This is a genomic window from Flaviflexus massiliensis (assembly GCF_001375495.1).
Lineage (GTDB): Bacteria > Actinomycetota > Actinomycetes > Actinomycetales > Actinomycetaceae > Flaviflexus > Flaviflexus massiliensis.
Window position 1 is genome coordinate 545,826 of record NZ_LN831058.1, and the last position, 26,651, is coordinate 572,476.

Annotated in this window: 25 protein-coding genes; 13 read left to right on the forward strand and 12 right to left on the reverse strand. The window is 60.3% G+C overall.

What is annotated here, in order from left to right; genetic code table 11:
• Window positions 1-47: 47 nt before the first annotated feature.
• From BN1241_RS06320 to BN1241_RS13435, 3 genes are read right to left on the reverse strand one after another with little or no spacing between them, the layout of a single operon-like run.
• Window positions 48-833, reverse strand: coding sequence for an ABC transporter ATP-binding protein (locus tag BN1241_RS06320; RefSeq protein ID WP_054952823.1), 786 nt, complete (start codon window positions 831-833; stop codon window positions 48-50).
• Entirely contained in the window at window positions 830-1,693 is an 864-nt protein-coding gene (locus tag BN1241_RS06325; protein WP_054952824.1) for a FecCD family ABC transporter permease, read from the reverse strand. Before BN1241_RS06325 ends, BN1241_RS06320 begins: the two co-directional genes overlap by 4 nt.
• Window positions 1,694-1,714: 21 nt before the next feature.
• Window positions 1,715-1,843 carry a hypothetical protein gene (locus tag BN1241_RS13435; protein ID WP_261795470.1) on the reverse strand — a complete coding sequence of 43 codons (129 nt, stop codon included), beginning with the start codon at window positions 1,841-1,843 and terminating at the stop codon, window positions 1,715-1,717.
• 288 nt (window positions 1,844-2,131) lie between these two features.
• On the opposite strand from BN1241_RS13435, the gene BN1241_RS06330 reads away from it, so the two are divergent.
• Window positions 2,132-2,767 carry a TetR/AcrR family transcriptional regulator gene (locus BN1241_RS06330; RefSeq protein ID WP_054952825.1) on the forward strand — a complete coding sequence of 212 codons (636 nt, stop codon included), beginning with the start codon at window positions 2,132-2,134 and terminating at the stop codon, window positions 2,765-2,767.
• Window positions 2,768-2,852: 85 nt separating this feature from the next.
• Here BN1241_RS06330 and BN1241_RS06335 read toward each other — a convergent pair whose 3' ends face one another.
• From BN1241_RS06335 to BN1241_RS06360, 6 genes are read right to left on the reverse strand one after another with little or no spacing between them, the layout of a single operon-like run.
• A complete protein-coding gene (locus BN1241_RS06335) occupies window positions 2,853-3,503 on the reverse strand; it encodes a tetratricopeptide repeat protein (RefSeq protein WP_054952826.1) in 651 nt (216 codons plus the stop codon).
• A complete protein-coding gene (locus tag BN1241_RS06340; protein WP_054952827.1) occupies window positions 3,500-4,501 on the reverse strand; it encodes a VWA domain-containing protein in 1,002 nt (333 codons plus the stop codon). Before BN1241_RS06340 ends, BN1241_RS06335 begins: the two co-directional genes overlap by 4 nt.
• The gene (locus BN1241_RS06345) at window positions 4,483-5,487 is read right to left on the reverse strand and encodes a vWA domain-containing protein (RefSeq protein ID WP_054952828.1); all 1,005 of its coding nucleotides are present in this window, start codon (window positions 5,485-5,487) and stop codon (window positions 4,483-4,485) included. The genes BN1241_RS06340 and BN1241_RS06345 overlap by 19 nt, the downstream gene beginning before the upstream one ends.
• Complete coding sequence (locus BN1241_RS06350) at window positions 5,481-5,900, reverse strand: hypothetical protein (RefSeq protein WP_054952829.1); 420 nt, start codon at window positions 5,898-5,900, stop codon at window positions 5,481-5,483. Before BN1241_RS06350 ends, BN1241_RS06345 begins: the two co-directional genes overlap by 7 nt.
• Window positions 5,897-6,787 (reverse strand): DUF58 domain-containing protein, encoded by an 891-nt coding sequence (locus BN1241_RS06355; protein ID WP_077138311.1) that lies wholly within the window; start codon window positions 6,785-6,787, stop codon window positions 5,897-5,899. The genes BN1241_RS06350 and BN1241_RS06355 overlap by 4 nt, the downstream gene beginning before the upstream one ends.
• Window positions 6,784-7,803 carry an AAA family ATPase gene (locus tag BN1241_RS06360; RefSeq protein ID WP_147599307.1) on the reverse strand — a complete coding sequence of 340 codons (1,020 nt, stop codon included), beginning with the start codon at window positions 7,801-7,803 and terminating at the stop codon, window positions 6,784-6,786. The genes BN1241_RS06355 and BN1241_RS06360 overlap by 4 nt, the downstream gene beginning before the upstream one ends.
• A 50-nt stretch (window positions 7,804-7,853) precedes the next feature.
• Between BN1241_RS06360 and BN1241_RS06365 the strand changes: the two genes are divergently transcribed.
• The 3 genes from BN1241_RS06365 to BN1241_RS06375 all read left to right on the forward strand — a co-directional run bounded on the left by BN1241_RS06365 (window position 7,854) and on the right by BN1241_RS06375 (window position 11,637).
• Window positions 7,854-9,848, forward strand: coding sequence for a bifunctional copper resistance protein CopD/cytochrome c oxidase assembly protein (locus BN1241_RS06365; protein WP_054952832.1), 1,995 nt, complete (start codon window positions 7,854-7,856; stop codon window positions 9,846-9,848).
• 113 nt (window positions 9,849-9,961) lie between these two features.
• The gene (locus BN1241_RS06370; RefSeq protein ID WP_054952833.1) at window positions 9,962-10,807 is read left to right on the forward strand and encodes a hypothetical protein; all 846 of its coding nucleotides are present in this window, start codon (window positions 9,962-9,964) and stop codon (window positions 10,805-10,807) included.
• Between the two features lie 50 nt (window positions 10,808-10,857).
• Window positions 10,858-11,637 (forward strand): YwiC-like family protein, encoded by a 780-nt coding sequence (locus BN1241_RS06375; RefSeq protein ID WP_077138312.1) that lies wholly within the window; start codon window positions 10,858-10,860, stop codon window positions 11,635-11,637.
• Window positions 11,638-11,711: 74 nt separating this feature from the next.
• Here BN1241_RS06375 and hisC read toward each other — a convergent pair whose 3' ends face one another.
• Entirely contained in the window at window positions 11,712-12,788 is a 1,077-nt protein-coding gene (hisC, locus tag BN1241_RS06380) for a histidinol-phosphate transaminase (protein ID WP_054953827.1), read from the reverse strand.
• Between the two features lie 35 nt (window positions 12,789-12,823).
• Here hisC and BN1241_RS06385 point away from each other — a divergent pair, with 35 nt between their 5' ends.
• Both BN1241_RS06385 and BN1241_RS06390 read left to right on the forward strand, forming a co-directional pair.
• Window positions 12,824-13,207, forward strand: coding sequence for a phage holin family protein (locus BN1241_RS06385; protein WP_054952835.1), 384 nt, complete (start codon window positions 12,824-12,826; stop codon window positions 13,205-13,207).
• Entirely contained in the window at window positions 13,207-13,968 is a 762-nt protein-coding gene (locus BN1241_RS06390; RefSeq protein ID WP_054952836.1) for a fructosamine kinase family protein, read from the forward strand. The genes BN1241_RS06385 and BN1241_RS06390 overlap by 1 nt, the downstream gene beginning before the upstream one ends.
• A 127-nt stretch (window positions 13,969-14,095) precedes the next feature.
• Here the strand turns inward: BN1241_RS06390 and BN1241_RS06395 are convergent, their stop codons facing one another.
• Entirely contained in the window at window positions 14,096-15,769 is a 1,674-nt protein-coding gene (locus BN1241_RS06395) for a long-chain-fatty-acid--CoA ligase (RefSeq protein ID WP_230198281.1), read from the reverse strand.
• A 199-nt stretch (window positions 15,770-15,968) separates the two neighbouring features.
• Between BN1241_RS06395 and purB the strand changes: the two genes are divergently transcribed.
• Entirely contained in the window at window positions 15,969-17,306 is a 1,338-nt protein-coding gene (gene purB / locus BN1241_RS06400) for an adenylosuccinate lyase (RefSeq protein WP_390618006.1), read from the forward strand.
• Complete coding sequence (locus tag BN1241_RS06405) at window positions 17,306-18,037, forward strand: DedA family protein (protein ID WP_077138313.1); 732 nt, start codon at window positions 17,306-17,308, stop codon at window positions 18,035-18,037. Before purB ends, BN1241_RS06405 begins: the two co-directional genes overlap by 1 nt.
• A gap of 184 nt (window positions 18,038-18,221) precedes the next feature.
• Here the strand turns inward: BN1241_RS06405 and BN1241_RS06410 are convergent, their stop codons facing one another.
• Window positions 18,222-19,154, reverse strand: coding sequence for a Ppx/GppA family phosphatase (locus BN1241_RS06410; RefSeq protein WP_054952838.1), 933 nt, complete (start codon window positions 19,152-19,154; stop codon window positions 18,222-18,224).
• 54 nt (window positions 19,155-19,208) lie between these two features.
• Here BN1241_RS06410 and BN1241_RS06415 point away from each other — a divergent pair, with 54 nt between their 5' ends.
• From BN1241_RS06415 to pgm, 5 genes are all read left to right on the forward strand, one after another.
• Window positions 19,209-20,606 (forward strand): hypothetical protein, encoded by a 1,398-nt coding sequence (locus tag BN1241_RS06415; RefSeq protein WP_054952839.1) that lies wholly within the window; start codon window positions 19,209-19,211, stop codon window positions 20,604-20,606.
• 2 nt (window positions 20,607-20,608) lie between these two features.
• Window positions 20,609-20,854: a hypothetical protein gene (locus tag BN1241_RS06420; RefSeq protein ID WP_054952840.1), complete on the forward strand. Its 246-nt coding sequence runs from the start codon at window positions 20,609-20,611 to the stop codon at window positions 20,852-20,854.
• A gap of 5 nt (window positions 20,855-20,859) precedes the next feature.
• Window positions 20,860-23,448 (forward strand): lysylphosphatidylglycerol synthase transmembrane domain-containing protein, encoded by a 2,589-nt coding sequence (locus BN1241_RS06425; RefSeq protein WP_054952841.1) that lies wholly within the window; start codon window positions 20,860-20,862, stop codon window positions 23,446-23,448.
• Complete coding sequence (locus BN1241_RS06430) at window positions 23,448-24,737, forward strand: DUF2079 domain-containing protein (protein ID WP_054952842.1); 1,290 nt, start codon at window positions 23,448-23,450, stop codon at window positions 24,735-24,737. Before BN1241_RS06425 ends, BN1241_RS06430 begins: the two co-directional genes overlap by 1 nt.
• Window positions 24,738-24,872: 135 nt before the next feature.
• Window positions 24,873-26,525 (forward strand): phosphoglucomutase (alpha-D-glucose-1,6-bisphosphate-dependent), encoded by a 1,653-nt coding sequence (gene pgm, locus BN1241_RS06435; protein ID WP_054952843.1) that lies wholly within the window; start codon window positions 24,873-24,875, stop codon window positions 26,523-26,525.
• Window positions 26,526-26,651 lie beyond the last annotated feature (126 nt).

Consider the following 26,651-nt stretch of genomic DNA (forward strand, 5'->3'; position numbering starts at 1 on the left):
GAAACAGCGATCCACCGTCCTCTTCTCAGTTTCCTTTCGTGCTCCTTTTAGTTGATGGCAGGCACGCACATGCGCACCCGCCTGCCGCTCGTGGCCAGTTCCACGTCAGCAATGTCGATACCGACCCGGTAGAGCCGGGTGAGGGTCTCCCCGTCCAACACCCGCTCCGGTTCCCCTGCAACAAAGAAGTCCCTCCCCATCGCCACGACCGCCGTGGACCACATGAGTGCGTGCATGGGGTTGTGGGTGATCATGACGATCGTGTACCCCAGCTCTTTGAGCTTCGTGATCTGTTGCAGAACAAGGAGCTCGTTTCCGTAGTCGAGGTGCGCAGTCGCCTCATCCATGAGCAACATCGGTGCGCGTTGCGCCAGTGCCCGCGCGATCAGGACCAGTTGCCGCTCACCACCGGACAATTCCGTGTCGTCACGATCAGCGAGCTCCGTGATTCCCATGGTTGCGAGCTGCTCTTCGGCAATCTCGTAGTCAGCCTTCTTTGGGGATGCCAGCTCGTTCAGGTGAGGGTTACGTCCCATGACGACAACATCCCGCGCACTAAACGGGAAGGGCTGGACGTGGTTCTGGGGAACGTAGGCGATGGTGCGAGCGAAGTCCTTTGGCGAATAGGAGGCGAGCGGCTTTCCTGAGATCTCGATGTCACCCGACAGCGGTTTCAGCAGCCCGAGAATGGACTTGAAGACCGTGGTCTTGCCAATCCCATTGGGACCGATCATGGTGGTGATCCCGCCCTCGTCGATGTCGAAGCTCAGCGGGCCAATGACCGGAACCCGGTTGTATCCACTCACGAGGTCCCGCACGGAAATGATGCTCATGAGATGAAGCCCTTCTTGGCCCGGAGGAGGAGAATGAAGAAGAACGGGGCGCCAATGATCGCGGTCAGGATGCCGAGCGGAACTTCAACGGTGAAGAGCATCCTGGCGACCGTGTCGACCACGAGCAGGAAGCTGGCTCCAAGCGACAGGGAAGCGGGCAGGAGCCTCCCGTAGTTCGGCCCAACGAGCATGCGAGCCAGGTGCGGAACAACGAGCCCCACCCAGCCAATCGCCCCTGCGACCGATACCGACAGTGAGGTCAAAAGGGTGGCGCACCCAATAATGAGCCACCTGTAGAACCGCACGTTGACGCCCAGCATGCGCGCCTCATCATCACCCAGCGCCAAGAGGTTGACTTTCCACCGCACCGCCAAGAGCAATCCGGCAACGGGAAGGAACAGGTAGAGCATCGACAGATCCGACAGCATCGTCCCTGCCAGTGAACCCATGAGCCAAAACGTAATAGCGGGAAGTTGAGTCTCGGTATCTGCCACAAAATTCAGCAGTGACACGAGCGCACTGAACAGGCTCGAGACGAGCATGCCGCACAGAATGAGGGTCGCAATAGACTGTGCACGCTTGGAGACAGCGGCATTCATGCCAGCCACAAGCAAGACAGCAACTAGGCCACCAAGAAAGGCAAAGAGTTGGATGCCGACTGCGGCAGCACCCACCATGATTCCGAGAGCCGCCCCGAAAGAGGCACCGGAGGTGGTTCCCAGAATATTGGGAGAGACAACTGGGTTCTTGAACAGGCCCTGAAAGACCGCGCCGGACATGGCGGGGGCCGCTTCCACCATCATCGCGATGATGACGCGAGGAAGCCACACGCGCACGAGGGCGAGCTGGGCCTGGTCCATATCCCCACCGGTGAACTGGGCCTAGAGCGCCCCACCAGGCTCGGGAATGCTGACGAGATAGCGACCAATCGAAAGCGCCGCAAAGAACACCACAATTGGAAGGACAACGAGTCCGACCCACACCCACACGGCTGGGCTCTCTCGTCTCACTTCAGCAACCACCACCGCACCGCTCTACCGCGTATACGTTTAATTTATCGGCAGTTAGTCGCATATACGGATAATATTAAGATAAAGTTCCGCTATTCTTTTATTTTCTCGATCACATTGTTGATGGTCTGGCCTTTCGCTGTCCCATTCACGGCACCGTCCAAGAACTCCAATTAATGACTCCATCTCCTTCTGAGGACGGTTCCGGAATCTCCATCCGTGATGCTGCAAGTTCGGTTGAATGGCACCTTCTGGCTTGCTCACCGGGATTCGTCGTAGAATGGCGGCATGCCCAAGATCACCGGGCGGTCACTGATGGAGCACCGCGACAACACTCGGCAAGCACTTTTCCGCTCACTGAGTGAATTGATGGCGGAAAAAGGCTTCGAAAGCGTGTCAATCTCTGACCTGGCGAAGCACTCCGGGATCAGGCGGACAACGATCTATAACCACTTCACGGACAAGGAAGATATTCTCATTGGCTTCGTGGAGTCGGAGATGTCTGCCTATCTGGAGAGCACGGAGGAGATGCTCGAGGGTGCTCACACCAGCATCGATCGGCTCCGCATCTATATTCGCAGCCAGCTCCTTGCCGAACGCACCTGTCTCATGGCTCCCGGGCCTCCGCTCCGGGATGTGTTGAGCCCTGATGCGGGGATGAAGCTTGCCCAGCACATCAAGCAAACCTCGACCCTGCTGAAGTCAATCCTGACGGAAGCCATCGACTCCGGCGCTATCCCCGAGCAGGATGTTCCCACGTCCGTGCAACTCATTAACGGCACGGTGACCGGGCGCCGCATCCCAGAAAAAGATCCCGAGCGCACCGAGTTTTTCCATGCCACAGAACGCTTCATTATTCGCGCACTTGGTGGAGAGGTTCCGGAAGACATGACGGACCTGGGCCCAATCCCGCCCTGCCACTAAGAACAGACTCCCCGAGGCGCACTGCCACCCGTTGCGGTCATCTTCCCCATTCTTTGATTTAGACGGCAGGCGAAACGAGGAGTTCCTACCAGTTCTCTTGACGTCCTCCGCCATCCCCACTCCGGTATTCGTGTTCGCGCTGGCGTTGCTGGTCGGCTTCGCGGTTGCGCTGTTCTAGCTCTTCCTGCTGCGGATCCTGCGGGGGCTGGTTACCAGTGTCGGTACCGTTTTCGCCCTCTTCTTCAGGGTCGTCTCCATCGTTCTCGGAGTCGCCTTCTCCGCCGCCGTTGGGATCCTCTTCGCCGCCTCCGGTGGCGCTCGGATTGGGATTGGGGCAGGTCTCGATGATCGCTTCCGCATCCTCGTCCCGCTCTGCCGCCGCATATCCCAGGTACAGGTTTGCTCGGACCTGGCATTCGTACGAATTGGGGTCCTTGACTCCACCTTCGAAGATTTCGGCTTCGGGAACCGTGTCGAGAGCTTCCTCGAGCTTCATAATTCCCTCGTCGATCCGATCCTGTGCCAGCAGGGCTGTGCCCTGCCCGAAGTCGGGGCGCCAGCGGTCCAGCGGTGAGATTCGTTCCGCTGTCGCGTAGTAGTCCTGGGCGGCCGCATAGTCGCCTCGTTCGTAGGCCTTCATTCCGAGCCACATGGAGGCCCAGATGAGGAGGGTCCAGACCATGAGTGCGGTGATGAGGGTGCCGATCACTGCTGTCACGAGATGGTAGGTTTTCACGTCTGCCTCCCAAGGGCGGCGAGCCTCGGGGTGAGGTGCCACAGCTCCCACCCGACAAGCGCAATCAGTGCGAGGCCGATCGGCCACAGGATCGGGTTGTGGACGCCTCGTTCCTCTCGTCCGTCTCCCGCAAGCATCTCGAACGGCACGTCACGGACGAGTTCACCTGCCCCTCCCGGCTCGGTCCTGTGCACGTAGTCAATACCCAGCTGGTCCGCGACGTCGGTGAGTGCTTCCTCGTTGAGTTTGGAGATGCCGGGCTGGCCGGTTGCCGGGTCGTTAATGTACTCGTTTTCGTCCTCGCCCCCATATGAGCGAAGCATCGGTGCACCCTCGGTCGTGCCGTAACCGAACACGTAACCATCGTCCACGTAGTCAGCTATTGCCGTGTAGTCCGCGCGGTCTTCTGACGAGGAGTCGACGTGGTTCGTGCTTTCCCCGTCTGTGAAGAGCAGGACAACGCGAACGTTTTGGGGATTGCGTTCCGCCGACGATGCGAGAGCTTTTTCGAGTGTTTCAACGGGCCGGTTGATTGAAGAGCCCTGAGAATAGAGGGTGGATTCCCTGTGGACCGTGTCGAGCCAGGAGAGGACCGCTCTCGAATCCGTCGTGAGGGGGAGCTGCTCGGCGGCGGTTGAGGAGAATCCGATGATTGAATAGCGTGCACCGGGATTCTTCTCAATAATGTCCCTCATATCCTCTTTCGCACCCTCGATGCGTTGGGAATGCCCGTTCCAGTCTTCGGCACCCATGGATCCGGTCAGGTCGAAAACGAAATAGTATTCGGCGTTCGAGGCCTGCTCCTGGGTGTAGATGGTCGTGGCGGGGGTAAGCCCGAGAAGGACAACGCAGGCTCCCATGAGGCCCCGCCTGATCCAGGTGGCGGTGTCTTTTGATCGGCGCCACCCCAGAACACAGATGGTGATGAGTGCGAGGGCGAGTGGGATCGTGACCCACAGGAGCCAAGAGTTCAGGAATGTCATATCCGGTACCGCCATCCCACCACCAGCAGCAGGCCAATTCCGGCGGCCGCAAGGATCGGCCACTTCCCGGGCGTATCTTGAATCAGCACGACGGGGTCGGCATCGAGCTCACGGGCCTGTCGGCTCTCGATTTCTTCCAGGAGCCGTCCCGCTGCGGACTCGTCACCTGCCACGAAGTAGTAGCCACCGGCGCCCTCAATGAGTTGCTGCATTTCGTCAGCTTCCCAGTTGTTGGTGCCGTAATAGGTTTCGATGTACATGCCGTGCACAACGATGTCTCGTTCGACGGCCAGCCCCATAGCCTCCTCGAAGGAGTACACCTGGGCTTCGGGGAAGGACACTTCGTTGTCGGTGGCGAGAATGATCGTGCGGGAGCGTTCCTCTTCCGGCTGATCGAACTGGAGGGCACAGTTCGCAACCCCGTCACCTACGAGCGAGGCCCCGCCCGTTGATTCCAGGAATGTGCCTGCCGTGAAGTCGTAGTATTCATCGGGGTTGGCCGGTGTTTCCGCATATCCGGAGACTTCCAGTGCGTGAGCGCCTTCGAGAAGCTTGTTTTTCACAAGCTCATAGTCATCGGTTAAGGGGAAGACAACCTGGGAGTTGGAGTTCCAGATGACGAGGGCGACGCGTTCCCCTTGGAACTCGTCAGTCATGGCTGCGAGTGCCTCCATAACTTCCACGTCGAATCCGACAACAGATCCGGAAACGTCGAGGCACAGGACGATGTCTCGGCTCGCCAGCTCCTCATCTCGGGTTTCCACGCTGTGGGGGCGTGCCACGAGCACGGCAGCGGCGATGGCTACGGCAAGGAGGAGGGTGAAGGCGAGGACTGCGGCAATGCGCAATTGCCTGATCCTTGCGCGGTACCGGGGCATGAGCCTGCCCGGCATCGTATGCGCCACGTAGACCGCATCATCCGGGCTACGCTTTGTCATCCACCTGATGATGACGACAGCGATCAGAAGGAGCGGCAGGAAGAGTGCCCACGGGGTTACCATGCTCCAACCACCGCCTTCGCGCGATTCGTCAGCTCATCGATGGTCTGCTCGCTTTCGGGAGCAAACGAGGGCTCCTCGAGGATAGTGAGCAGGTCGGAGAATCCCCGATAGTGGGTGGCTGCACGGATCTCCGCAACCGACAGTACCTGCATGTTGATCTGGGAGAGTTCGCTACCAAAGTCGCGCAGAAGCTTGGCAAGTGCGAGCGCAAAGACACGCCCCTCACCGTCGCGGTACTTGTTGCGTAGCGCATCGATTTTGCGTTGCCACACACGGACGCGAGGCTGCGGTGTTTTCTTCTTGCGGTCGGTCACCCGCCACGTGATCCACAGGGCCAGAACGACGAGAAGGAGGAAGGTCCCAACCAGGTAGAAGGCGGAGGTTTCGAAGGGCGGAATCAGGTCCTCAATCATGCGCCCCTCCTCAGCATGTCAACGAGTGCGGGGACCACTTCGTCGGACGAGTTCACGACCGTTTGCTGAGCACCTAGGCCCCACAGGAGCTGATGAGCTTCGTTGATGGTTTGTTGCCGGTACTGGTACAGCATGGCGGCAAGCTCGGGATCCTCGCGTGCGAAGGCGGGGATGACGACGCCGTCGTTAATGTCGACCATGCGGCCCACGCCCCGTTTCGTCATCGGCATGTCAGCCACCCGGACGACGAGCAATTCGTGGCGGGACCGCACCTTCTTCAGCGTCTCCATGTCATCCGCCCGCGGCCACGCCTCATCCGTGACGAGAACGATGAGGGTGCGGAGCCTCGTGAGGGCCAGCACGCGGTCAAGGAGCCCCCGCACATCTGCCGGTCCGGACGCTTCCTCGTAGGCCCTTGCGGCACGGTCGAGAAGGAACTCGAGATGATCGTAGCCGTGCCTGGCAGGCAGTGCCTGGCTCATGTCCCGGTCACCCCACACGAGTCCGAGACGGTCACCTCTACTCGAGGCGAGGTAAGCGAGAACATCGGCGGCCCACAGGGCTATCTCGCTCTTGCGTTCCCCCGAGGGTGCTGCCGCCCGCATTTCCACTCCCATGTCCAACACGAGCTGCGTGAACACGTCAGATTCACGTTCGAAACGGCGGATGATCGGGTGGCCGGCACGGGCCGAGGACTTCCAGTCAATGGAGGCAATGTCGTCACCTGGGCGGTATTCCACCTGGTCTTCGAAGTCGATGCCATGGCCGGTGAACATGGAGGCATGCTGGCCCTCGGAGTGTCCGACGGCACGTCGAATGGTGGGTAGAGCAAGCCTGGCCCGCACGAGTGCCATGCGGGAGGAGGGGCTGCGCCGGAGGGAACTCATGGTGTTGGGACCGCCGCAAACACGTCATCGATGATCTTCTCGGTCGGGATGTCGGCCGCGAGCGCATCGTAGGTGCGGATAATGCGGTGCCGAAGCACGGCATGACGGAGGGCTTTAATATCGTCAGGAACGACGTAGTTGCGGCCCTGGGTGAGGGCGAGTGCCTGCCCGACCCTCATGAGCGCCAGGGAGCCACGCGGGGATGCTCCGACTCGGACGTGCCTGCGCAGATCCGCGATCGGGCGGGGGCCGCCACCGCGCGTGGTGTTGATGATGGCAACGATGTAGGCCTTGATCGATTCGTCAACGTACACTCGGCCGGCAACATCCTGGAGGAAGAGGACGTCTGCTGTTGAGACGGGGGCGGCGGTGGAGGTGCCGAAGGCACGCTCCGCCGTTCTTGTCAGAATCTCAACCTCGTCCGACGGATTGGGGTAGGTGAGGATTTCTTTCAGGAGGAACCTATCCATCTGCGCTTCGGGAAGGACGTAGGTGCCTTCCTCATCGACGGGGTTCTGGGTGGCGAGCACCATGAACGGGTCCGGGAGCTTGTAGATGGTGCCGCCGATTGAGGTCTGCCTTTCCTGCATGGCCTCCAGCATCGCCGACTGGGTTTTGGCGGATGAGCGGTTGATCTCGTCGAGCAGCACCATGTTGGCGTGGACGGGCCCGAGCTGGGTTGAGAACTTGCCGGTCTCGTACGTGTAGATCTGGGTGCCGACAATATCGTTCGGCATGAGGTCGGGAGTGCACTGGATGCGGGAGAAGGATCCCGAGATCGCATCCGAGAGTGTGACCGCGGCCGTGGTTTTTGCCAGGCCCGGGACGGACTCGAGGAGCACGTGTCCTTTGGCGAGGAGAGAGACGATGAGTGCCCGGTAGAGGTCTTTCTGGCCTATGACGGTGGCCGCAAAAATGTCGTGCACTCGGCTGAGTGCATCCCGCGCTCTACCCATGTCTTCTGCGGCAATCTTGCCGTTTGCTACCTGCATGCTGCCCCTCGGCTCTCGTTTCATTCGTGTCTCATTCCATCACGCCCACCCCCAATAGGACATAACCTGGTGGGGTGACCACTACCCAGCGCTTGCTCTCTCCTACCAGTATTTCCTGGCCTCTCATCGTCGGTGTTATCGCGACAATCGGCGCAGGCCTGTCCACGGGCATCTTCGCTGAAGCACTGCTTGCGGACCCGGGAGCAGCAACCAGGTGGGCTCTCCCCATCCTCAACTACGCACGGGACGCGGTCGCCGCGCTGACTTTCGGCGGTTTCCTGATCGCCGCCACCGTCTACTCCCCCACCACCCAGGAGCGGCCCCGCCGCAACATCACGTACGACGCTCCGGAATGGGCGGCGATTCTCAGGTTTTCTCGCACCGCGGCGGTAATCTGGCCAGTCCTTGAGGTGGCGCTCCTCATCGTCACCTATTCGTCCGTGGCCGGCACTCCCCTGTCGAATCCCGATCTTGGTGCCGGGCTGTGGCAGTTCCTGTCCGAACTTGAGCTGGGGCAGATCATGGCCTGGTCCGTGATCTTTGCGGTCGCCACCTCCATCATCGCCGTCATGACCACCCGACTGGCGGGTGCGGCATGGTCTCTTGCATTCTCGGCTGTCACGATGGTGCCGATCGCGCTCACCGGTCATGCTGCAGGTGCGGCCTCGCACACTCTTGCCGTGTCCTCGATCTACATTCACCTCCTGGCCATGAGTGCCTGGGCCGGTGGCCTCATTGCCTTCCTCCTGACAGCAGAAAAGAACCACCGTCTCACGGTGTACACGGAACGCTATTCGTCGATCGCGGCATGGGCGCTCGGGCTCACGATCTATTCGGGTTTCCTGGCTGCCGTCATTCGCTTCAATTCCCTATCGGAACTTGTCACCTCAAGCTACGGCAGGCTCCTGCTCGTCAAGATCCTCGCAACCGTTACCCTCGCGCTCCTTGGGCTGGCTCACCGCAAGCACACGATCGCCAGGCTCTCGACTACCTCCCGGCCCTTCACCAGGATCGCCGCGGGCGAGGTGCTGATCATGGCGGGGGTTATTGGCGTGGCTGCGGCAATGTCGAATTCCGCTCCCCCGGTTCCGCAGGATCCGGTACCCGATCCCTCACCCACGTTCCTGCTCTCCCAAAACCCCGTTCCGCCCTATCCGGAGACGATCAACTACCTCACACAGTGGCGCCTGGAACCGATCCTCGCTCTCGTCGCGGTCCTGGGCATCGTTCAGTATGTTCGGTGGGCGAGGCGCCTGAAGGCACGCGGTGACACGTGGTCGGGTTGGCGGACAGCATCCTGGGTTGCGGGCATGGTGCTGCTCTTCTGGATCACAAACGGCGGTCCTACCGTTTACGGTTCGGTCCTGTTCTCTGCCCACATGTTCATGCACATGATGCTCGCCATGGTGGTGCCGATCTTCCTGGTCATCGGGGCGCCCGTCTCCCTCATGTCCCGTGCGATACCCGCACGGACGGACGGGTCGCGGGGCGGCCGAGAAATCCTCCTCGCAGCCGCGCACTCCAAGTACGGTGCATTCTGGGCTCACCCGGTGATCGCCGCCGTCAACTTCGCGGGCTCCCTCATCCTCTTCTATTTCACGGACCTGTTCACCCTCGCGCTCACGACACACGTGGGACATTTGCTCATGGTCGTGCACTTTACGCTCGCCGGTTACATGTTCACCAACGCCCTCATCGGTATCGATCCGGGGCCGACCAGGCCCTCCTATCCGCTGCGGCTCCTCCTCCTATTTGGCACGATGGCCTTCCACGCATTCTTTGGGATCGCCGTCATTTCCTCCACCTCTGTCCTCGCGAACGAGTTCTTTGGCTGGCTCGGCCTGCCCTGGGGCGTGAATGCTTTGGCGGACCAGGAGGTTGGTGGCGCCATCACCTGGGGTATCGGCGAGTTCCCGACAGTTGCCCTCGCAATTTCCGTGGCGGTCATGTGGGGCCGGTCCGAGGATGTGAAGGCACGGCAGGTGGATCGCCGGGCGGACCGGGATGATGATGCTGAGCTCAAGGCCTACAACGAAATGTTGGCAACCAGGGCCCACCGCGACAGGTAACCGCCACGGGCGGAGACGTTGAGCAAGTCATTCGCTCCTTCCCCGCCCAATGTCGCGCCATATGCCACTATTGACCTATCCTTGTTCGGGAAGTTCCGACGATTTGAGTACCTATGAGTGATGTCAATAATCAGCAGCGACCGGGTTTGAGCTCGGGTATTAAAACTGTGCTCATTTTGCTGGGCATCTTTTTGTCCATCGTCATTTTCCTCATCTGGTCCGGAATCATTCGTGGCGGCACCGACCTTGTCACGAAGGCATCCATCGAAACCAAGACGACGTCCGAGCATACGGATGAGCAGACGGATAGCAAGCTGGAAGATCCCCTGGCACAGCCTCGCAACGCCGTCATCACCATCGTTGACGCACCCAAGTGCGAAAGTGCGGAGACCGATGCTCGGGCACTATCCGAGTTCGTGACCGTCGCCGAGCAGGAGGGCGGGCTAGCCGACAATGACCAGCAGCTCATCGTCGACACTCTGAATAAGGTTGATGAGACCTGCCCGAAGGACTTCACCCTCGATGTCTCGAACCGGATTTCCGGAGCTGGTGCACCCCTCGCTCTTGCCGAAATTTCCCAATCCGCTGACTGGGTGACGAAGGTGCGTCCCGCACCGAGTGGCGCCCAGGAGCTAACGGACTTCAGCACCGACAACCGCAACATTCACTGCACGATGGAAGAGACGCGGGTTGCGTGCTCGATCTACGCCTACTCGTTTCCGTCAGCGCCCGACACGTGCGAAACCTACACCCAGACCTACTCGGTGGGTGATGCGACGGATGCTGACGCACTGTGTGCGTGGCGCGTCCAGTCCGACACCGTGAAGAACGGGGACGGCAAGTACGCAAACAGTAACTTTGCTTGCGAAGTGCGCGGCGGTGGTTCGACGGTGGAATGCTGGTCGCAGCTATCGGGTCGCGGATTCGAAGTAAACCGGGAAAACGGCCGCACCTTCTAACCCGATCGAGGTCCCAGAAGGGCCCTGAAAAGCTTCGAGATAATAGGGGTATGGCTTCTCGAGGTTGGGTCCCGAACTATCACGGTGCTTGGGTAATGATTCTCGTACCACCCTTCGTTGGTACGATCCTGTCCTCATTCCACCCCGGACACCTCCTCCTGCTTGGCACGTGGTGGACCGGATATTTTGCTTTCTTCTCCACCGGGCAATGGCTACGTTCCAGCAAGAAGCCCCGCTACCTCAAGCCGGTCCTCGTCTACGGCGCCATCACGGCACTCTTTGGTCTTGCCCTCGCGATCGCCGTCCCACGGCTCCTCATCTGGGTGCCCGTATTCCTGCCCCTTGTCGTCATCACCATGTGGCAGTCCTCCGTAAGAAAAGACCGGTCTGTTCTCAACAACACGGTCACGGTCCTTGCCGCGGGGCTGCTGACTCCCGTGGCCTTTCATCTCGCCACCATCCTCGGAACAGTCCCGGCCGACCGGGCGGGAATCGGTGGGTGGGAATGGATGTGGCTCGCCACAGCCTCTCTCACCGCCTATTTCCTTGGCACCGCCCTCTACGTGGAAACCAACATCCGTGAACGCGAGAACGAAACCTTTTTCTGGATCTCCGTTGGCTATCACGTGGTGTGCGCTGCGGGGGTGACGGCACTTGCAACCTCGGGGATCTTTCCCGTCTTGCATGCGATTGTGTGGTGGCTGGTTGCGGCCAGAACGTACGGGGTTGCCACCTACTCGGCCAGGATCGGTCAGCGACTGTGCGTCAAAGCCATCGGCATCTGGGAAGTCATCACCACGGCAGCGATCGCGATCTCACTCCTGGTCTAGAAGAAGACTCGATCGACGTCGAACTTCACGGGAACTAAGAATTCACGTGGTCCAAGGAAGGGTGGCTGTCCTTGCTACGACCTTCGCGTGAGTCCGATGTGCTGGGCGAACTCGGTTGCGGTGGCGATGATCCGATCATTCGCTTCTACGGAACCGATGCTGACACGCACACCATCCCCGGCAAAGGCGCGGACGGTGATGAGGTGGCGGGCGGCAATCTCGACGAAGGGTTCCGTCTTGGTCATTTCAAACCACACGAAGTTCGCTTCCGACTTCGGAATCGTGAACCCGAGATCGGCCAAGGCTGTGCTCACCCTGTCGCGTTCGGCAGCAACGAAGTCGCTACGCCGCATGACCTCCTCTACGTCGTGGAGGGCCGCGACCGCGGCGGCTTGACCAAGAGTACTGACTCCGAAGGGGGTGCCAACCGAGCGGAGCTTGTCGGCCACCGAGGATTCCGCGAGCGCGTATCCGACCCTTAGCCCAGCAAGCGAGTAGGCCTTGGAGAAGGTACGGAGGATGATGAGGTTCCCATGCCTGTTGAGGAGTTCAACGGACCGTATCGGGTCGTCGTGGCGCACGAAGTGAATGTAGGCCTCATCGAGGATGACGGGAATGCGTTCGTCAACAGCATTGAGGAAACCGGCCAGTTGCGTGTGGGTGAGGGCAGTTCCGGTCGGGTTGTTGGGGGAGCAGAGAATGATGGCCCGGGTCTTGTCCGTGACTGCCTTGGCCATGGCCTCCAGGTCGTGTTCCCCTGCCTGCGTGAGCGGTACTCGAACGGAGGTTCCGCCGGCGAGGTTGACCGCGATCGGGTAGGACTCGAAGGAGCGCCATGCGTACACGATTTCACCACCGGGTTCGCATACGGCACCAAGGATTTTTTCGATCATGTTGACCGAGCCATTCGAGGTGGCGACCTGATCGATGTTTACTCCCTGGTGGGAGGCGATTTCCTCCCTCATACGGACGGCCATCATGTCCGGGTAAACGTTGAGGGTGCCGAGATGCTCTTCGAGCACGGCCTTGACCGTGGGGAGTGTCCCGAAGGGCATTTCGTTACTGGCGAGCTTGATGATGTTCGGGTCGGAACCAGCCTTCCCTGCTACGTAGGCGGGTAGGTTGTCGAGGTCGGAACGAAAGAAGCTCATGCCTTCATCATGCCTTGCCACGTAGAGTGAATGCCATGAAGTTCATTGTGCGTACCATCATCACCGCGCTTGCCCTGTGGCTGACGACCCTGATGCTGCCCGGCATTACCGCCCCGCAGGCGCAGAGCGACGGGCAGCTAGCACTCTACTTCCTGGGTGCTGGCGCGATCTTCGTTGCCATCTCCGCCATCATTCGCCCCATCCTTGTTGTCCTCTCCATCCCCCTCTACATCCTCACCCTGGGCCTGTGGGCCCTCGTCGTCAACGCGCTCATCCTCATGTTGTCGAGCTGGCTCGCGAACCAGTTCGGGTGGGGCCTAACGGTTGATGGTTTCTGGTGGGCGGTCGTGGGTGGTCTCGTTATCGCCATCATTCTCATGATCATCGACTGGTTCTTGCCGAAGGATTTCCGGAAGTAGTGTCTGTCTTCATCAAGCACGGCAGCGCCCGCCAGATCGCTTTCGAAGCGGCGGGGCTCACCGATCTCGCCTCGGCCGGTGCAGCGGTTGCCGAGCTTGCGTGGGTGAAAGACACCTCGCTCGCCACCCGCGCCATCGGTCAGGCGCCTCCCACAGCAGAACACGCCCACGAGTTCGGGGCGATGTTGGCGCGCCTGCACGACCACGGGCACGATCGGGTCTTCGGTCAGGCCCCACCCGATTTCGACCTTGACGAACATGAGTGGGGGACGATGGGAAACGAACTCCTGCCCCTCGTCACGTCCGGGGAGCGCACCTGGGGTGAGTTCTATGCGGACGACAGGATCCTGCCCTACGTGAAGCCGGCACGTGACAACGGCGCCATCAGCCAGGCTGGCGCCATTTCCATCGAATCTCTGTGCGAAAAGCTAAGGGACGGCGTGTTCGACACGGGCGATCGACCAAGCATTCTGCACGGCGACCTGTGGTCCGGGAACGTCCTCTGGGCACCCCGCGGTGGGGTTCTCATCGACCCTGCCTCCCACGCTGGACACCGTGAATCAGACCTTGCTCAACTCACCGTCTTTGGAGTCCCCCACTGGGAGGAGATCGTCTCGGGCTACGAATCCGTCCACGAGCTCGCTGATGGATGGCGGGAGCGGCACGGACTGCACCAGTTGCACATCCTCATCATTCACGCCTCCCTCTTCGGGGGCAGTTACGGCGCCCAGACCGTCAGCACGGCCTCGCGCTACCTGTGACACAACCGGCCACTCAGAACATTGGGTATGGGCCCGGGGATCTTGAACTGCTCCCCGGACCCACACCCTTGCTCACGTTCTTGTAGCCCGATAGACCGTGGTTTGCTCGGGCTCGTACTCAAGCTGATTACTTGAGCTTGAGGGACGGTTCGAGGGCGGCCTTCACCTGCTTGCGCAGGACCTTGCCGAGCATCGACTTGGGTAGTTCCTTCACGACGGTGATGCGGCGGGGAACCTTGTAGCGTGCCAGGTACTTGCGGCAAAACTCCCTGATCTCCTCAGCATCAAGGGTCTGTCCCGCGGCCACGACAACGGCGGCAACAACTTCTTCACCGGACTCACCCTCGATGCCGATAACGGCAGCATCCTCGATGGCCTCGTGGCGGATCAGAACGTTCTCCACCTCGGAAGGTGACACGTTGAAGCCGCCCGTGATGATGAGTTCCTTAACCCTGTCGACGATCGTGACAAAGCCATCCTCGTCAACCGTGACAATGTCACCGGTGCGGAGCCACCCACCGGGCAGTAGCGTCCTCTTTGTTTCTTCCTCGTTCTCCCAATACCCGGAGAACACCTGTGGGCCCTGGATCAACAGTTCGCCCTCTTCGCCCTGTGCCACGGGAATGCTCGGGTCCTCAATATCAACAACCTTCATGTTCGTTGACGGGAAGGGCACACCGATCGTTCCGGTGCGGCGGGTAGGGTGGAAGGGGTTACCGAGGGCAACGGGGGAGGCTTCCGTCATGCCATACCCCTCAACCAGCAGCCCGCCCGAGAGGGACTCCCAGTCTTCCACCACATCGTCGGTCAGTTTCATGGCGCCGCTGATGCAGTACTTGGCTGCGGAGAGATCGATGCCGCGCTCGCGAGCGCGCTGCGCGGTCTTCCGGTAGATCGGGGGAACAGCACAGTAAATGGTGGGTGGGTATTTCTTGACCTCGTCGAGCACCATGTCGGCGTCAAACTGGGGGAGGAGAATCAGGTTCGCCTGCTTGAGAATCCCAAACGTGAGGTACAGGGTCATCCCGAAGGCATGGAACATGGGAAGAAGAGCGTAAGCGTTTTCTTCCCGTTCCTTCGCTCCCAACATCCACGCCTCGCCCTGGCGAGCGTTCGCGTACAGGTTCCTGTGCGTCAGAACGGCACCCTTGGCCTGCCCGGTTGTGCCGGAAGTGTATTGGATGACGGCAATGTCATCCACGGTCGGCTTCGGATGGGAGGTGGCAAGCGGCCGGTTCTTGACCAGTGACCGCCAGGGAATGGCACCCTCTGTCTTCGTTGTGAGCGCCGCCTTCTTTTCTTTCAGGGAGGGGATGGGGAGGTTGAGTGCCAGCCTCTTGACCGTTGGGAACTCCTCCAGCATGTTGACGGCAACGATGGAGTCGAGTCCGAACTCGGTGCCCGCGATCTTGCCTGCCGCCTTGTCCCAGGCGATCGCAACCTTCGCGCGGTGGTCACGGAACTGGGCGAGCAGCTCCCTGCTCGTGTAGAGCGGATTGTGTTCCACAACGATCGCTCCGAGGCGCAGAACAGCGTAGAAGGCGATAACGTGCTGAGGGCAGTTCGGCATGATCAGCGCAACTCGGTCACCAGCTTTGACTCCGAGTCCGCGGAGTCCCTCGGCAACGGACGCAACCTGTTCACCGAGCTTCCGGTAGGCGGTTTCTTTCCCGAAGAAGGTCATGGCGGGGGAATCGCCACCCCCGGCAACTGCGGTTTCAAGGAGCTCAACAAGTGATTCGGTTGGTTCGATTATGTGTGCCGGGACCCCCGGCTGATAGTGCTTGGTCCAAGGTGCCACGTCAGAAGTCATGCTCACATCTTCCGCCACTTCCGGTCCAATTTCTAGCGCCCTCCCACTTCTTCTCTCAGGAGTGAAAATTCAGACATCAGCACTTGCTCAATACCACCTGGGTACAGTCCCCATCTCTTCAGACAGACGGACCACAGTCCTGGAATGATCAAGCACCCTAGCGCTTCACGCGGCTAGCATGTGTGTCATGAGCACCCTGAGCCCGCTAGATGGTCGATACGCCCAATACGTTTCCCCACTCGTCGAATACCTGTCAGAAGATGCCCTGAACCGGGCTCGCGTCACGGTCGAAGTCGAGTGGCTCATCTACCTCGTTGACACGGGGATCCTGCCCGGCGAATTCACTCCCGAAGAGCGGGAAGAGATGCGCAACATCGTTGTGGATGCGAAGGAACTGGCCGAGATTGAGGCCGAGACCCGCCACGACGTGAAAGCTGTTGAATACTATCTGCGAGACCGGGTCAAATACCCCGACATTGTGCACATTCTGTGCACCTCGGAAGACATCAATAACCTTTCCTACGCGCTGACGATCAAGGACGCTGTTGAGAAGGTGTGGCTCCCTGCCGCACGCAAGCTCGTGGACGACATCACCTCACTTGCGAAGGCTCAGCGTTCGCAGCCGATGCTGTCCCGTACCCACGGCCAGACCGCAACCCCCACCACCCTGGGGAAGGAGATGGCGGTCTTTGCGTGGCGCCTCGGACGCCAGCTCGACCGCATCGGAAAAACCGAATACCTGGGCAAGATTAATGGCGCGACCGGCACCTACGGGGCGCACGTTGTTGCCCTACCAGAAGCCGACTGGCCACTCCACTCCCGTGCCTTTGTCGAATCCCTCGGCCTCACCTGGAACCCGCTGACCACCCAGATTGAATCGCACGACTGGCAGGCCGAGCTTTACGCCGACATTGCCCGCTTCAACAGGATCCTCCACAACTTCGCAACCGACGTGTGGACCTATATTTCCCTCGGCTACTTCCACCAGAACCTGGCAGCCCAGGGCTCGACCGGGTCGTCAACAATGCCTCACAAGGTGAACCCCATCAGGTTCGAGAATGCGGAAGCGAACCTCGAGATCTCCTCGGCCCTGCTCGACACGCTCGGCGCAACCCTCGTGACATCTCGCCTGCAGCGCGACCTCACCGACTCCTCGACGCAACGCAATATTGGTGTCGCTTTCGGGCACTCCCTGCTCGCGATCGACAACGTGACGCGGGGTCTTGCCGGTCTGGATGTGGACAGTGCCGCACTCGCGCGCGACCTCGACAACTCGTGGGAAGTTCTTGGTGAACCGATCCAGCAGGCCATGCGTGCCGCCGCGATCAAGGGTGCGACCGGCATGGACAACCCCTATGAGCGCCTCAAGGACCTCACCCGCGGACACAAGGTGACGGAAGAGATCATGCGGGACTTCATCAAGTCCCTCGGGATCCCAGCTGAGGTCGAAGCACGTCTTCTCGAGCTCACCCCGGCCAGCTACACTGGCCTGGCCTCCGAACTCGTTGACTACCTGGGAGAATAATGGATTCTGAACTCACCGGCATTGCCGGTTGGGCCGTTGATGTCATGGAGACCCTCGGGGGTTTTGGTGCATTCCTGCTCATTGCCCTCGAGAACCTCTTCCCGCCCCTCCCGTCAGAAATCATTCTGCCCCTTGCAGGATTCACTGCCTCACTCGGCACTCTCAGCCTCGTTGAGATGATCATCTGGTGCACCGCAGGCTCCGTCATTGGTGCCTGGGCCCTCTACGGGGTTGGTGCGGCTCTCGGGCGTGAACGAACAAGAAAGATCATGGGGGCACTCCCCCTTGTCAACGTCGACGACATCGTGAAGACCGAGTCGTGGTTCGACAAGCACGGCAAGTGGACGGTCCTGCTGGGCCGCATGATCCCGATCTTCCGTTCCCTCATCTCCATTCCCGCCGGCGTGACCCGCATGCCCCTCATCACCTTCTCCCTTCTCACGCTCGTCGGCTCCCTGATCTGGAACACGATCCTGATCTATGCCGGCTTCGCACTGGGCGAGAACTGGGATCGTGTCGAAGGCTGGGTAGGGACTCTCTCCACGATCGTCATCATCGTGGTCGTCGTATTGCTTGCCTGGTGGATTACCCGCCGCATCATGTCGAACATCTCGACCAGGAGGGCCCTGCGCGAGAATGGAACCACCGGCAACACATCTACTCGGGCCGAATCCAACGAAACTCCCAATGAGACCGAGGATCCGCGCGAACCGGGCAGCGAGAACCAGTAACTGAAGAAGACCTAGGCATTGGTGAGGGGGAGCGACTAGTCGCTCCCCCTCACCATTTCAACTCTCGTACTTCCTCCGTACCGATCTGTGCGGTCGCCGTTACTTTCCCTGCTCTCCTTCAAGACTTCATTTGGTCGTAGTTGGAGTAATGGAGTTGGTGGGGCGGAGCTGGCTGTCCGCGACTCTACTGGTCGCGCTGACCTTCCAGGTAGGCAATGATCGCACCTTCGCGCATGGCCCAGGGGCAGATCTCGAGGCGATCGACCTTGAATGCCTTCATGGCCCGCATGGCCACTTCCGCACCGGCAACGATCTGGTAGGTGCGTTCGGGGGTGATGCCTGGGAGGGCGGTGCGTGCCGAGGCCGGCATCTGCGCCAACCGATCCACCCAGTCTTCAAGGTCGGAGCGGGACATGCGACGGCGCTCCGTCGGTCCAACAACGGCAACAAGCTGGCCGCCGAGTCGGGCGAGAGAGCGGAAGGTCTTCGATGTTGCCACGACGTGATCGGGTTTTGGTAGCTGCTTGAGGGAGTCCGCGAGCGGCTTCATCTCCTCCTTCACGTACTTCCGGAGCTCCGAGATCTCGTTCTCGATCGGCGGATCGTGCTTGAGATAGCGGCGAGTGAGCCGGCCAGCGCCCAGCGGGACCGATGCGGAGAATTCCGGCTTCTCGTCAATGCCGTAGGCGGTTTCGAAGGACCCACCGCCGATATCGAGAACGAGGAGCCTGCCCGCGGCCCAGCCGTGCCAGCGGCGGGCAGCGAGGAAGGTCAGGTCGGCTTCTTCCTTGCCGGACAGGACCTGGAACTTGATTCCCGCAATCTCTTCTAGACTCGCGAGGACTTCCGGGCCGTTTGTTGCTTCACGCAGCGCGGAGGTGGCCAGCCCGATCACTTCTTCGGCTCCGAAGCGTTCCGCGAAGAGCATGGCGCGTTCGACTGCCTCACGGAGGGCGGTGATGCCCTCCTCGTTGACCGAATTGTCGTCCTCCAAGTATTTCATGAGGCGCACCACTGTCCTGTCATCGGCCGCAGGCGCGGGCCGTGCCCCGTAGTGGGCATCCACCACGAGCATATGGACAGTGTTTGATCCGATGTCGAGTACTCCAAGACGCATGTCGTAAGCCTAATGCAGTATTCTCAGGAGTGGACCACAAAAGATTGAGGAATTGTGTCGAAAACTTATTCTCTTCTCCTAACCCAAGGACAGATCAACGGCTACCTGAAAAATGGTCTGGACTATATTTCGGGTCTCGCTGTTGTTTCCGATGCTCTCGACGAAATTGAGAGCATCGGTGAGCTGATTGAGCTTTATCAGATTGGTTTCAAGGGAAGCCCGTTCACTCCGGAGAACGACTTTTATGTCATGGAGTTGCAGAACGGTCCGCTCGTTCAATCTCGTCACGCCGTGGGTCCGATGCACCCGGATGCGTTCCTTGGGGGCGTGTTTGAAGTGATTCCGTTCGACGGTTCCGGTCAGGCGGTGGCAGGAACTGTCATGACCGATCTGCTGTGGGTTGAGCCGACCCGCGTTACCGAGGGCTCAATTATTTGGAAGTACTCTCCCGACCTGGAGGAGAGGGAGATGGTGGCCGCCTATCACGGTGTTGCCTACGGCTGGGAAACCGAAGAGGGTTTCAAAGCCATCACGCCCTCGAACTTCCTCGGTCTTGTCATCAAGCGTTCGTGGGGTGAGATCCCGTGCGACCTGGAGCTGGTGGACGGCCAGCCGGTCTCCGTTACTCTCGTGGCACCCGCCGACCCCGACAAGGAGGACGGTTTCGAACAGATCGAGTCGGGACTGTGGGCCAAGAGGATTGCGTACACGGAGGACATGGAGATTTACGAGGCGCAGAAGATCGCCCGTATCGATAACGTTCCTTCGCGCGTGCTGCGCCCGATCCGTCGTGATGGGCAGACGCTTCTCGAGGTGCAGTCGCTGCTGCCGGATGCACCGTATTCGCGCGCAAACGGCTTCTCCCGGTACGCACCGACCGTGTTCGTGAAGGCCGTGCCAATCGAGGGCGTGAAGGCTCAGGCACGCGTTGCCACCCCGAAACGCTGGGTTGTTGATGAGATCAATCCGGCCGTTCCCGAGGATATGAAGAACCGGGACCTGACCGACAGCAAGTCCCTCATTCCCGATATTTTCAAGCTCATGGTCAACACGGTTCCGACCGGTTTCGACACGATCACCCTGTTCATGCAGATCGTTGGCAACCACTTCGTGTTCCTTGGCGAGTACTCGATCAATGGCAAGACCGAGCGGATCACGTCGATCCCGACCGCGATCGTGCACTACACGCGCCAGCTCAAGAGGAACACGTACACGGAGGAAGAGGGCGGTTTCTTCGTCGCGAAATTCGTGTTCGACTCCTCGGGTACCGGAAACTTTGGTTTCAACAAGGATGACAAGCCGTCCTGGGTGGCTCAGGTTCCTGTTGACGAGTGGGAGAAGGACATTCGGGAATATCCGCGTCCCGCTTCCCGGACTCCCGACTGGCTGATCGATGCGATCAATGGCAAGCTTTTCAAAGCGAGAGAAGTCGCTGGTCAGAGCGAGGAGTAAGCGTGATCCAACTCATTATTTCTGGGATTAATGGTGATACTGAGGTTGCGGAGGTAACCGATTCGCTCGCCAATATTCACTCCGTCAATCAGGTGATGGTGACCCTCGGCCACGATTCCCGCGCCACCATTATCATCACCGGCAGTGCGACGGATGACGAGTTGCGTGCCGCGATTGATAGGGCAGGCACCTTCTCACTGGAGGGAATTGAGCGCGAAGGACTCGAGCCGCACAAGGCTAACCGGTAACGGGTGTGAACCGACGCGCAGCTCTTCTCGTTGACGCCGAAGATCGGTGGATTCGGCGTCCCAGCGACCTTTTTGGTGCCCTCCTGTCCCTCATCGGGATCGCGGTTGTCCTCACCTTCTCCGTCTATGCTTCAACGACCGCCTACGCGGTCACCGCGGACGTCCGCGAGGTCACGAACGACTTTATTGCCACCGTTTTTCTCGTCCCCATCAACGTTCTCGAAGGGTTGCTAACATTCTTCGCGCCCCTCGCTGTTCTCGTGGAACTGACGTGGACGAGACGGTGGCGGGCACTCATCACCTCCGTGGTGGCGATGGTGGTGGCTGGCGGCCTGTCGAACCTGTCCGTCTGGTTCCTGCGCGAATACCTGCCCGACGCTCCGATCACCAACACGATTGCGGTGGCCGTCGAGGGGCAGGCGATCGTTCTGCTCGTCCCGTACATGGCAATCATTTCGGCACTCTGCACGGCAGCCGGCACACGCGGCTCGCTCGTCAGTGTGCGGTGGACCTGGCCACTTCTGTGGGTTGCTCTCGTCCTCTCCATCCTTCAAGGGCAGCAAACCCTACCGGGTGCTCTCTCCATTGTTCTCATGGGCACCATGGTTGGGCAGCTCGCCCTGTTTCTCATCGGCACGGTTCCCGAGCGAGCAAGCGGACTCAGCCTGGTCCGGCTCCTGCGCAGGGCGGGAGTGGATGCTGTCGAAATTGTCCGGGTCGATAAGAACATCAACATTGATGATCTCCAGGCTCTCCGTGTCACAACAAATTCCCCGGTCGGATACCTGGACAGGTTTGGGATCTCCCAGCTCCAGGAACTCATTGACCGCACCTTTGACCCGATCGATATCGTGGACGAGGACTCCAAGTCCGAATCAATCGTGCCCGAAGCGGTTGTTGATCCGGTCGCGGTCTTCGAGGACTACCAGAGCTTCACCGTCCCCAGGTCGGAAACCATTTCCCGCAACTACGTCCTCATCGACGCCACCGGAGTCGCCCACCACGCTTCCGTTCTCGACGGGGACCGACACCTCCTGTCGTGGCTGTCCTCCACCTGGTCCCGGATTAGGCTCCGCATCCAGTACCGTCGCTCCGACGCCTCCATCTATGACACGGCCGATCAGGTCACGCTCATGACCCTCGCCGCCCAGCACAACGACGTCGTCAGCCCCGACCTTGTTGGTGTTGCCTCCTCCGATGACTCCGTTGTCATCGTGACAAAGTTGCTGCGAGCCCCGACGTTGGATATGGTACCGGCCGATGAACTCACCGACTACGTTATTGACCAACTGTGGGAGATTCTTGCCAACGCCCACGTGGGTGGGCTCGCGCACCGCAACATTCACTCCGGAGCGGTCCTGTTCGACAATGGGGAACTGATTCTCACGAACTGGCACGACGGCACCATCGCGGCCTCTGAAGTATCCCGGCACGTGGACTTGGCGCAGGGACTGGCGATGCTGACGGGGCTGGTTGGGCCACAGCGGGCCATCGACTCGTTCGTCCGCAAGTACGGCACCGACCAGCTCATGACCACCGCCCCCGTCATCCAGCGCAGCATTCTTCCCCGCCACACCCTGACCAGCATGTCGAAGGAAGATTCGAAGAAGCTGAAGGAAACGATCACGGAAATGGTTCCGCCCACGGAGGGTGCGAGCCAGATCGATGTTCGCCGGTTCTCCCCCAAGACCGTCGTTTCCGTCATCATCGCCGTGGTCGCCATCTACATCCTTCTCGGTTCGATCAACTTCGCGGACCTGTGGGAGGCACTCAAGCAGGCCAACCCGGCCCTCATCCTCGTGGCCTTCGTTGCTGGTTCCCTGCTCACCTACACAGGTGCGGCGCTGCATTTGAAGGCGTACACACCCGAGAAGATCCCCATGGGCGAAACGGCTCTCGTCCAGGTCGCCGCCTCCATCATCACCCTCGTCGTTCCGGCAGGTATCGGCCCGGCCGCTCTCAACCTTCGCTACCTCAATAAGAAGGGTGTTCCCACCACCCTCGGTGTCGCAACCGTTTCTCTCGTTCAGATAGCCCAGCTACTCACCACGATCGCGACCCTTATTCTCATTGCGCTCATGACCGGTGAGATCGGGCGTATCTCGCTTCCGTCCGGGTCGCTCATCGTCACCATCCTCGGCATCATCCTGGCGATCGCGGCACTGTTCCTCATCAAGCCGCTCCGCACGTGGGTGCTGGCGAAGATCCGGCCCACGGTCGAGCAAGTGTGGCCCCGCGTCGTCTGGCTCACGACTCACCCGCAAAGAATCGCACTCGGAGTGGCCGGTTCCCTCCTCCAGTCCATTGGCTTCATCGCGGCCTTTGGCCTGACCCTTGCGGCGTTCGGGTACACGTTGCCGATCATGACGCTGGCGCTCACCTTCCTCATCTCCAACACGCTTGGTTCGATAGTGCCGTCCCCCGGTGGTATCGGTCCTGTTGAGGCGGCCCTGACGGGTGGTTTGGCCGTGGCCGGTATCCCCTATTCAATCGCCCTGTCCACGGCACTCATTTACCGGCTGCTGACGTTCTGGGGCAGGGTGCCGTTCGGCTGGTTCTCGCTCCGCTACCTCCAGCGTAAAGATCTGGTGTGATGGTGGGCCGGCTCCTGCCGGCGGGGTTTAGTGTCCTCGCATTCGCGCTCTATGCCTCCCTGTCGTGGATCATGTGGTCGAACCACATTTCACCGTCATGGGATCTGGGAATCTTCACTCAGCTGGCGAAAGCGTACGCAGACTTTGATGCCCCGATCGTCAATATCAAGGGCAATGGCTACAATCTGCTAGGCGACCACTTCCACCCCATCCTTGTCACCCTTGCCCCGTTCTACTGGCTCTTCCCATCCGGGGGCACCCTCCTCATCATCCAGGCGGCCCTGTTCGCGCTGTCTGCATGGCCGATTGTGAGTCTCGCGGCGGAGAAGCTCAGCACCGCGAGCGCTGTACTCATTGGCTTCTCCTACGTTGCGTCTTGGGGGTTGCTCAATGCGGTGTGGGCGCAGTTTCACGAGATCGCCTTCGCCGTTCCCCTCCTCGCTTTCGGGCTCGTCTGGTGGGTGCGGGACAGGAAGATTCCAGCCGCAATAGTGATCGGTCTGCTCGTGTTCGTCAAGGAGGACCTGGGACTCACGGTGGCAGCTTTCGGCCTCGCCATCTGGCTTCGCAGCCGCACCAGGATCAATCTGAAGTTCGGAGCCTTCTTTGTGGCGTGGGGGAGCATCTGGTTCCTGCTCTCCACCCTGGTACTCCTGCCCGCCCTCAATCCGCAGGGTCAGTGGGATTACACCTCGAACGTTTCCCTTGCCGAGCAGGTAGTGATGGGGTGGGACGACAAGATCACGACCCTGATCATCCTGCTTTTCACCGCGGGAGTTATTGGCCTACGCTCGCCTCTCATCCTTGTCATGGTGCCCACGTTGGGGTGGCGGTTTATTGGTAACGTCGAGTATTACTGGGGCACTGACTTCCACTATTCCGCGGTCCTCATTCCGATTGCCCTCGTTGCGCTCATTGATGGTGCGAGCGGGCGCTGGCAATTGACTGCCCCGATCATCTCTGCCATCACGACCGCGATCATGATCACCCAAACCCAGGTCTCCCTGTTCTGGGACCACGACGGGTACGTGAACGATGCTGACGAGGCGATTGAGATTGCCAGCAGCTACGACGTGGTCGCCACCGACATTTCTCTCCTCGCCTACCTCGTCCCCGGCACGAATGTGTACTACTACGGGACGATGGGGGATGTTGAACCGGATGCGATTGCGATGAACTGGTGGCGGCTCGGTGAGGACGTGGAAGGCTGGGCTGAGGACCGCTACGGGGGCGAATGGGTCACCGTGTACAGTCACGAGCGGTGGCAGGTCGTCACCCCCGTCAACTAAGTACCCACCAGCAGATCCCTCGACCAACGTTTATCTCACGCAGGTTCTTCCGTCCCCAGGAACAACTGACTGACCTGTTTCACGGGTCATGAACTTTCTGCCCACAAATGTGATTTGAGTGGCAAAATAGCAGGTATGAACGAACGCGCAGGTACCCCAGCTCTTCCCGAGGATCTCATCGATGTCGATGAACTGATCTCCGCCTACTACAACCAGGAACCGGTAGAACCCGTCGTGTTCGGAACGTCCGGGCATCGCGGTTCCGCCCTCGACGGAGCCTTCAACGAAGGCCACATTGCGGCCATTACCGCCGCCATTATCGAATACCGTGCCGAGCTCGGCTACGACGGTGAGCTCTACATCGGCCGCGACACCCACGCCCTGTCCGAACCAGCACAGCGCACCGCTGTCGAGGTCTTTGCCGCGGCCGGCGTGAACATCCGGATCGATGCTCGCAACCGCTACACCCCCACCCCCGCCCTGTCTCTCGCCGTGCTTCGCGCGAACGGAGCAGGCACGGAGGCGGGCGTGCGCGTGGAGGGCCCCGGGCTTGCTGACGGCGTTGTCATCACCCCCTCCCACAATCCGCCGCGCGATGGCGGGTTTAAGTACAACCCGCCCCACGGCGGCCCCGCCGATTCCGATGCCACCACGAAGATCGCAGCACGTGCGAACGAGCTGCTGAAGGATTGGCGTTCAATTCCTCGCATGCCCTACGAGGAGGCCCGCGTAGCAAAAACCACCGGCACCCACGACTTCCTCTCCGCCTACGTGGACGACCTGGAAAACGTGATTGACGTGGAAGCAATCCGCAAGGCCGGAGTCAAGATCGGTGCCGATCCCATGGGTGGTGCGGCCGTCGACTACTGGGCAGCCATCGCCGAACGCTACGGACTGGACCTCACTGTCGTGAACCCTGAAGTGGATCCCACCTGGCGATTCATGACCCTCGACTGGGATGGGAAGATCCGCATGGACTGCTCCTCCCCGTACTCCATGGCTAGCTTGCTGAAGCGCATGGAGGGGGATGCTCCCTACGATATTGCGACCGGTAACGACGCGGACGCTGACCGTCACGGCATTGTGACGCGGGATGGGGGGCTGATGAACCCCAACCACTACCTGGCTGTCGCAATCAACTACCTCTTTGAGCACCGCGAAGGCTGGGGCGCCAACACCGCGATCGGTAAGACCCTCGTGTCCTCCAGCCTCATCGATCTCGTTGCCTCCGGCATCGGCCGCGACCTCATCGAAGTCCCCGTCGGATTCAAGTACTTCGTTCCCGGGCTTCTCGACGGTTCGGTCGGTTTCGGTGGTGAAGAGTCCGCCGGTGCTTCATTCCTCCGCTTCGATGGCACCGTCTGGACCACGGATAAGGACGGTATTCTCCTCTGCCTCCTCGCAGCCGAGATCACGGCCGTGACGGGCAAGACACCCTCCCAGCTCCACGCTGACCTTGTCGCGAAGTACGGCTCGTCCGCCTACGCGCGGATCGACGCCCCCGCTTCGAAGGACCAGAAGGCCAAGCTGAAGAACCTCTCCCCCGAGGACGTGACTGCCACCGAGCTCGCGGGCGAGGAGATCACCAACAAGCTGGTCAACGCCCCCGGCAACAACGAGCCCATCGGCGGCCTCAAGGTCACGACCGAGAACGCCTGGTTCGCGGCCCGGCCCTCCGGCACGGAAGACGTCTACAAGATCTATGCCGAATCCTTCCAGGGACCTGAGCATCTCGCCCAAGTCCAGGAAGCCGCCAAGGACGTCGTTGATCGCGCCCTCTCCAGCTAACACCCAACCCGAAGGAAACCCTTCGACCACGTGAACAGTCCCCCCGAGAAAGTCATTCTTTCTCGGGGGGACTGTTCACACTGAAAGTCGTAGCGTTGACGGATTGACGGATTGTTGCCGCTGCTG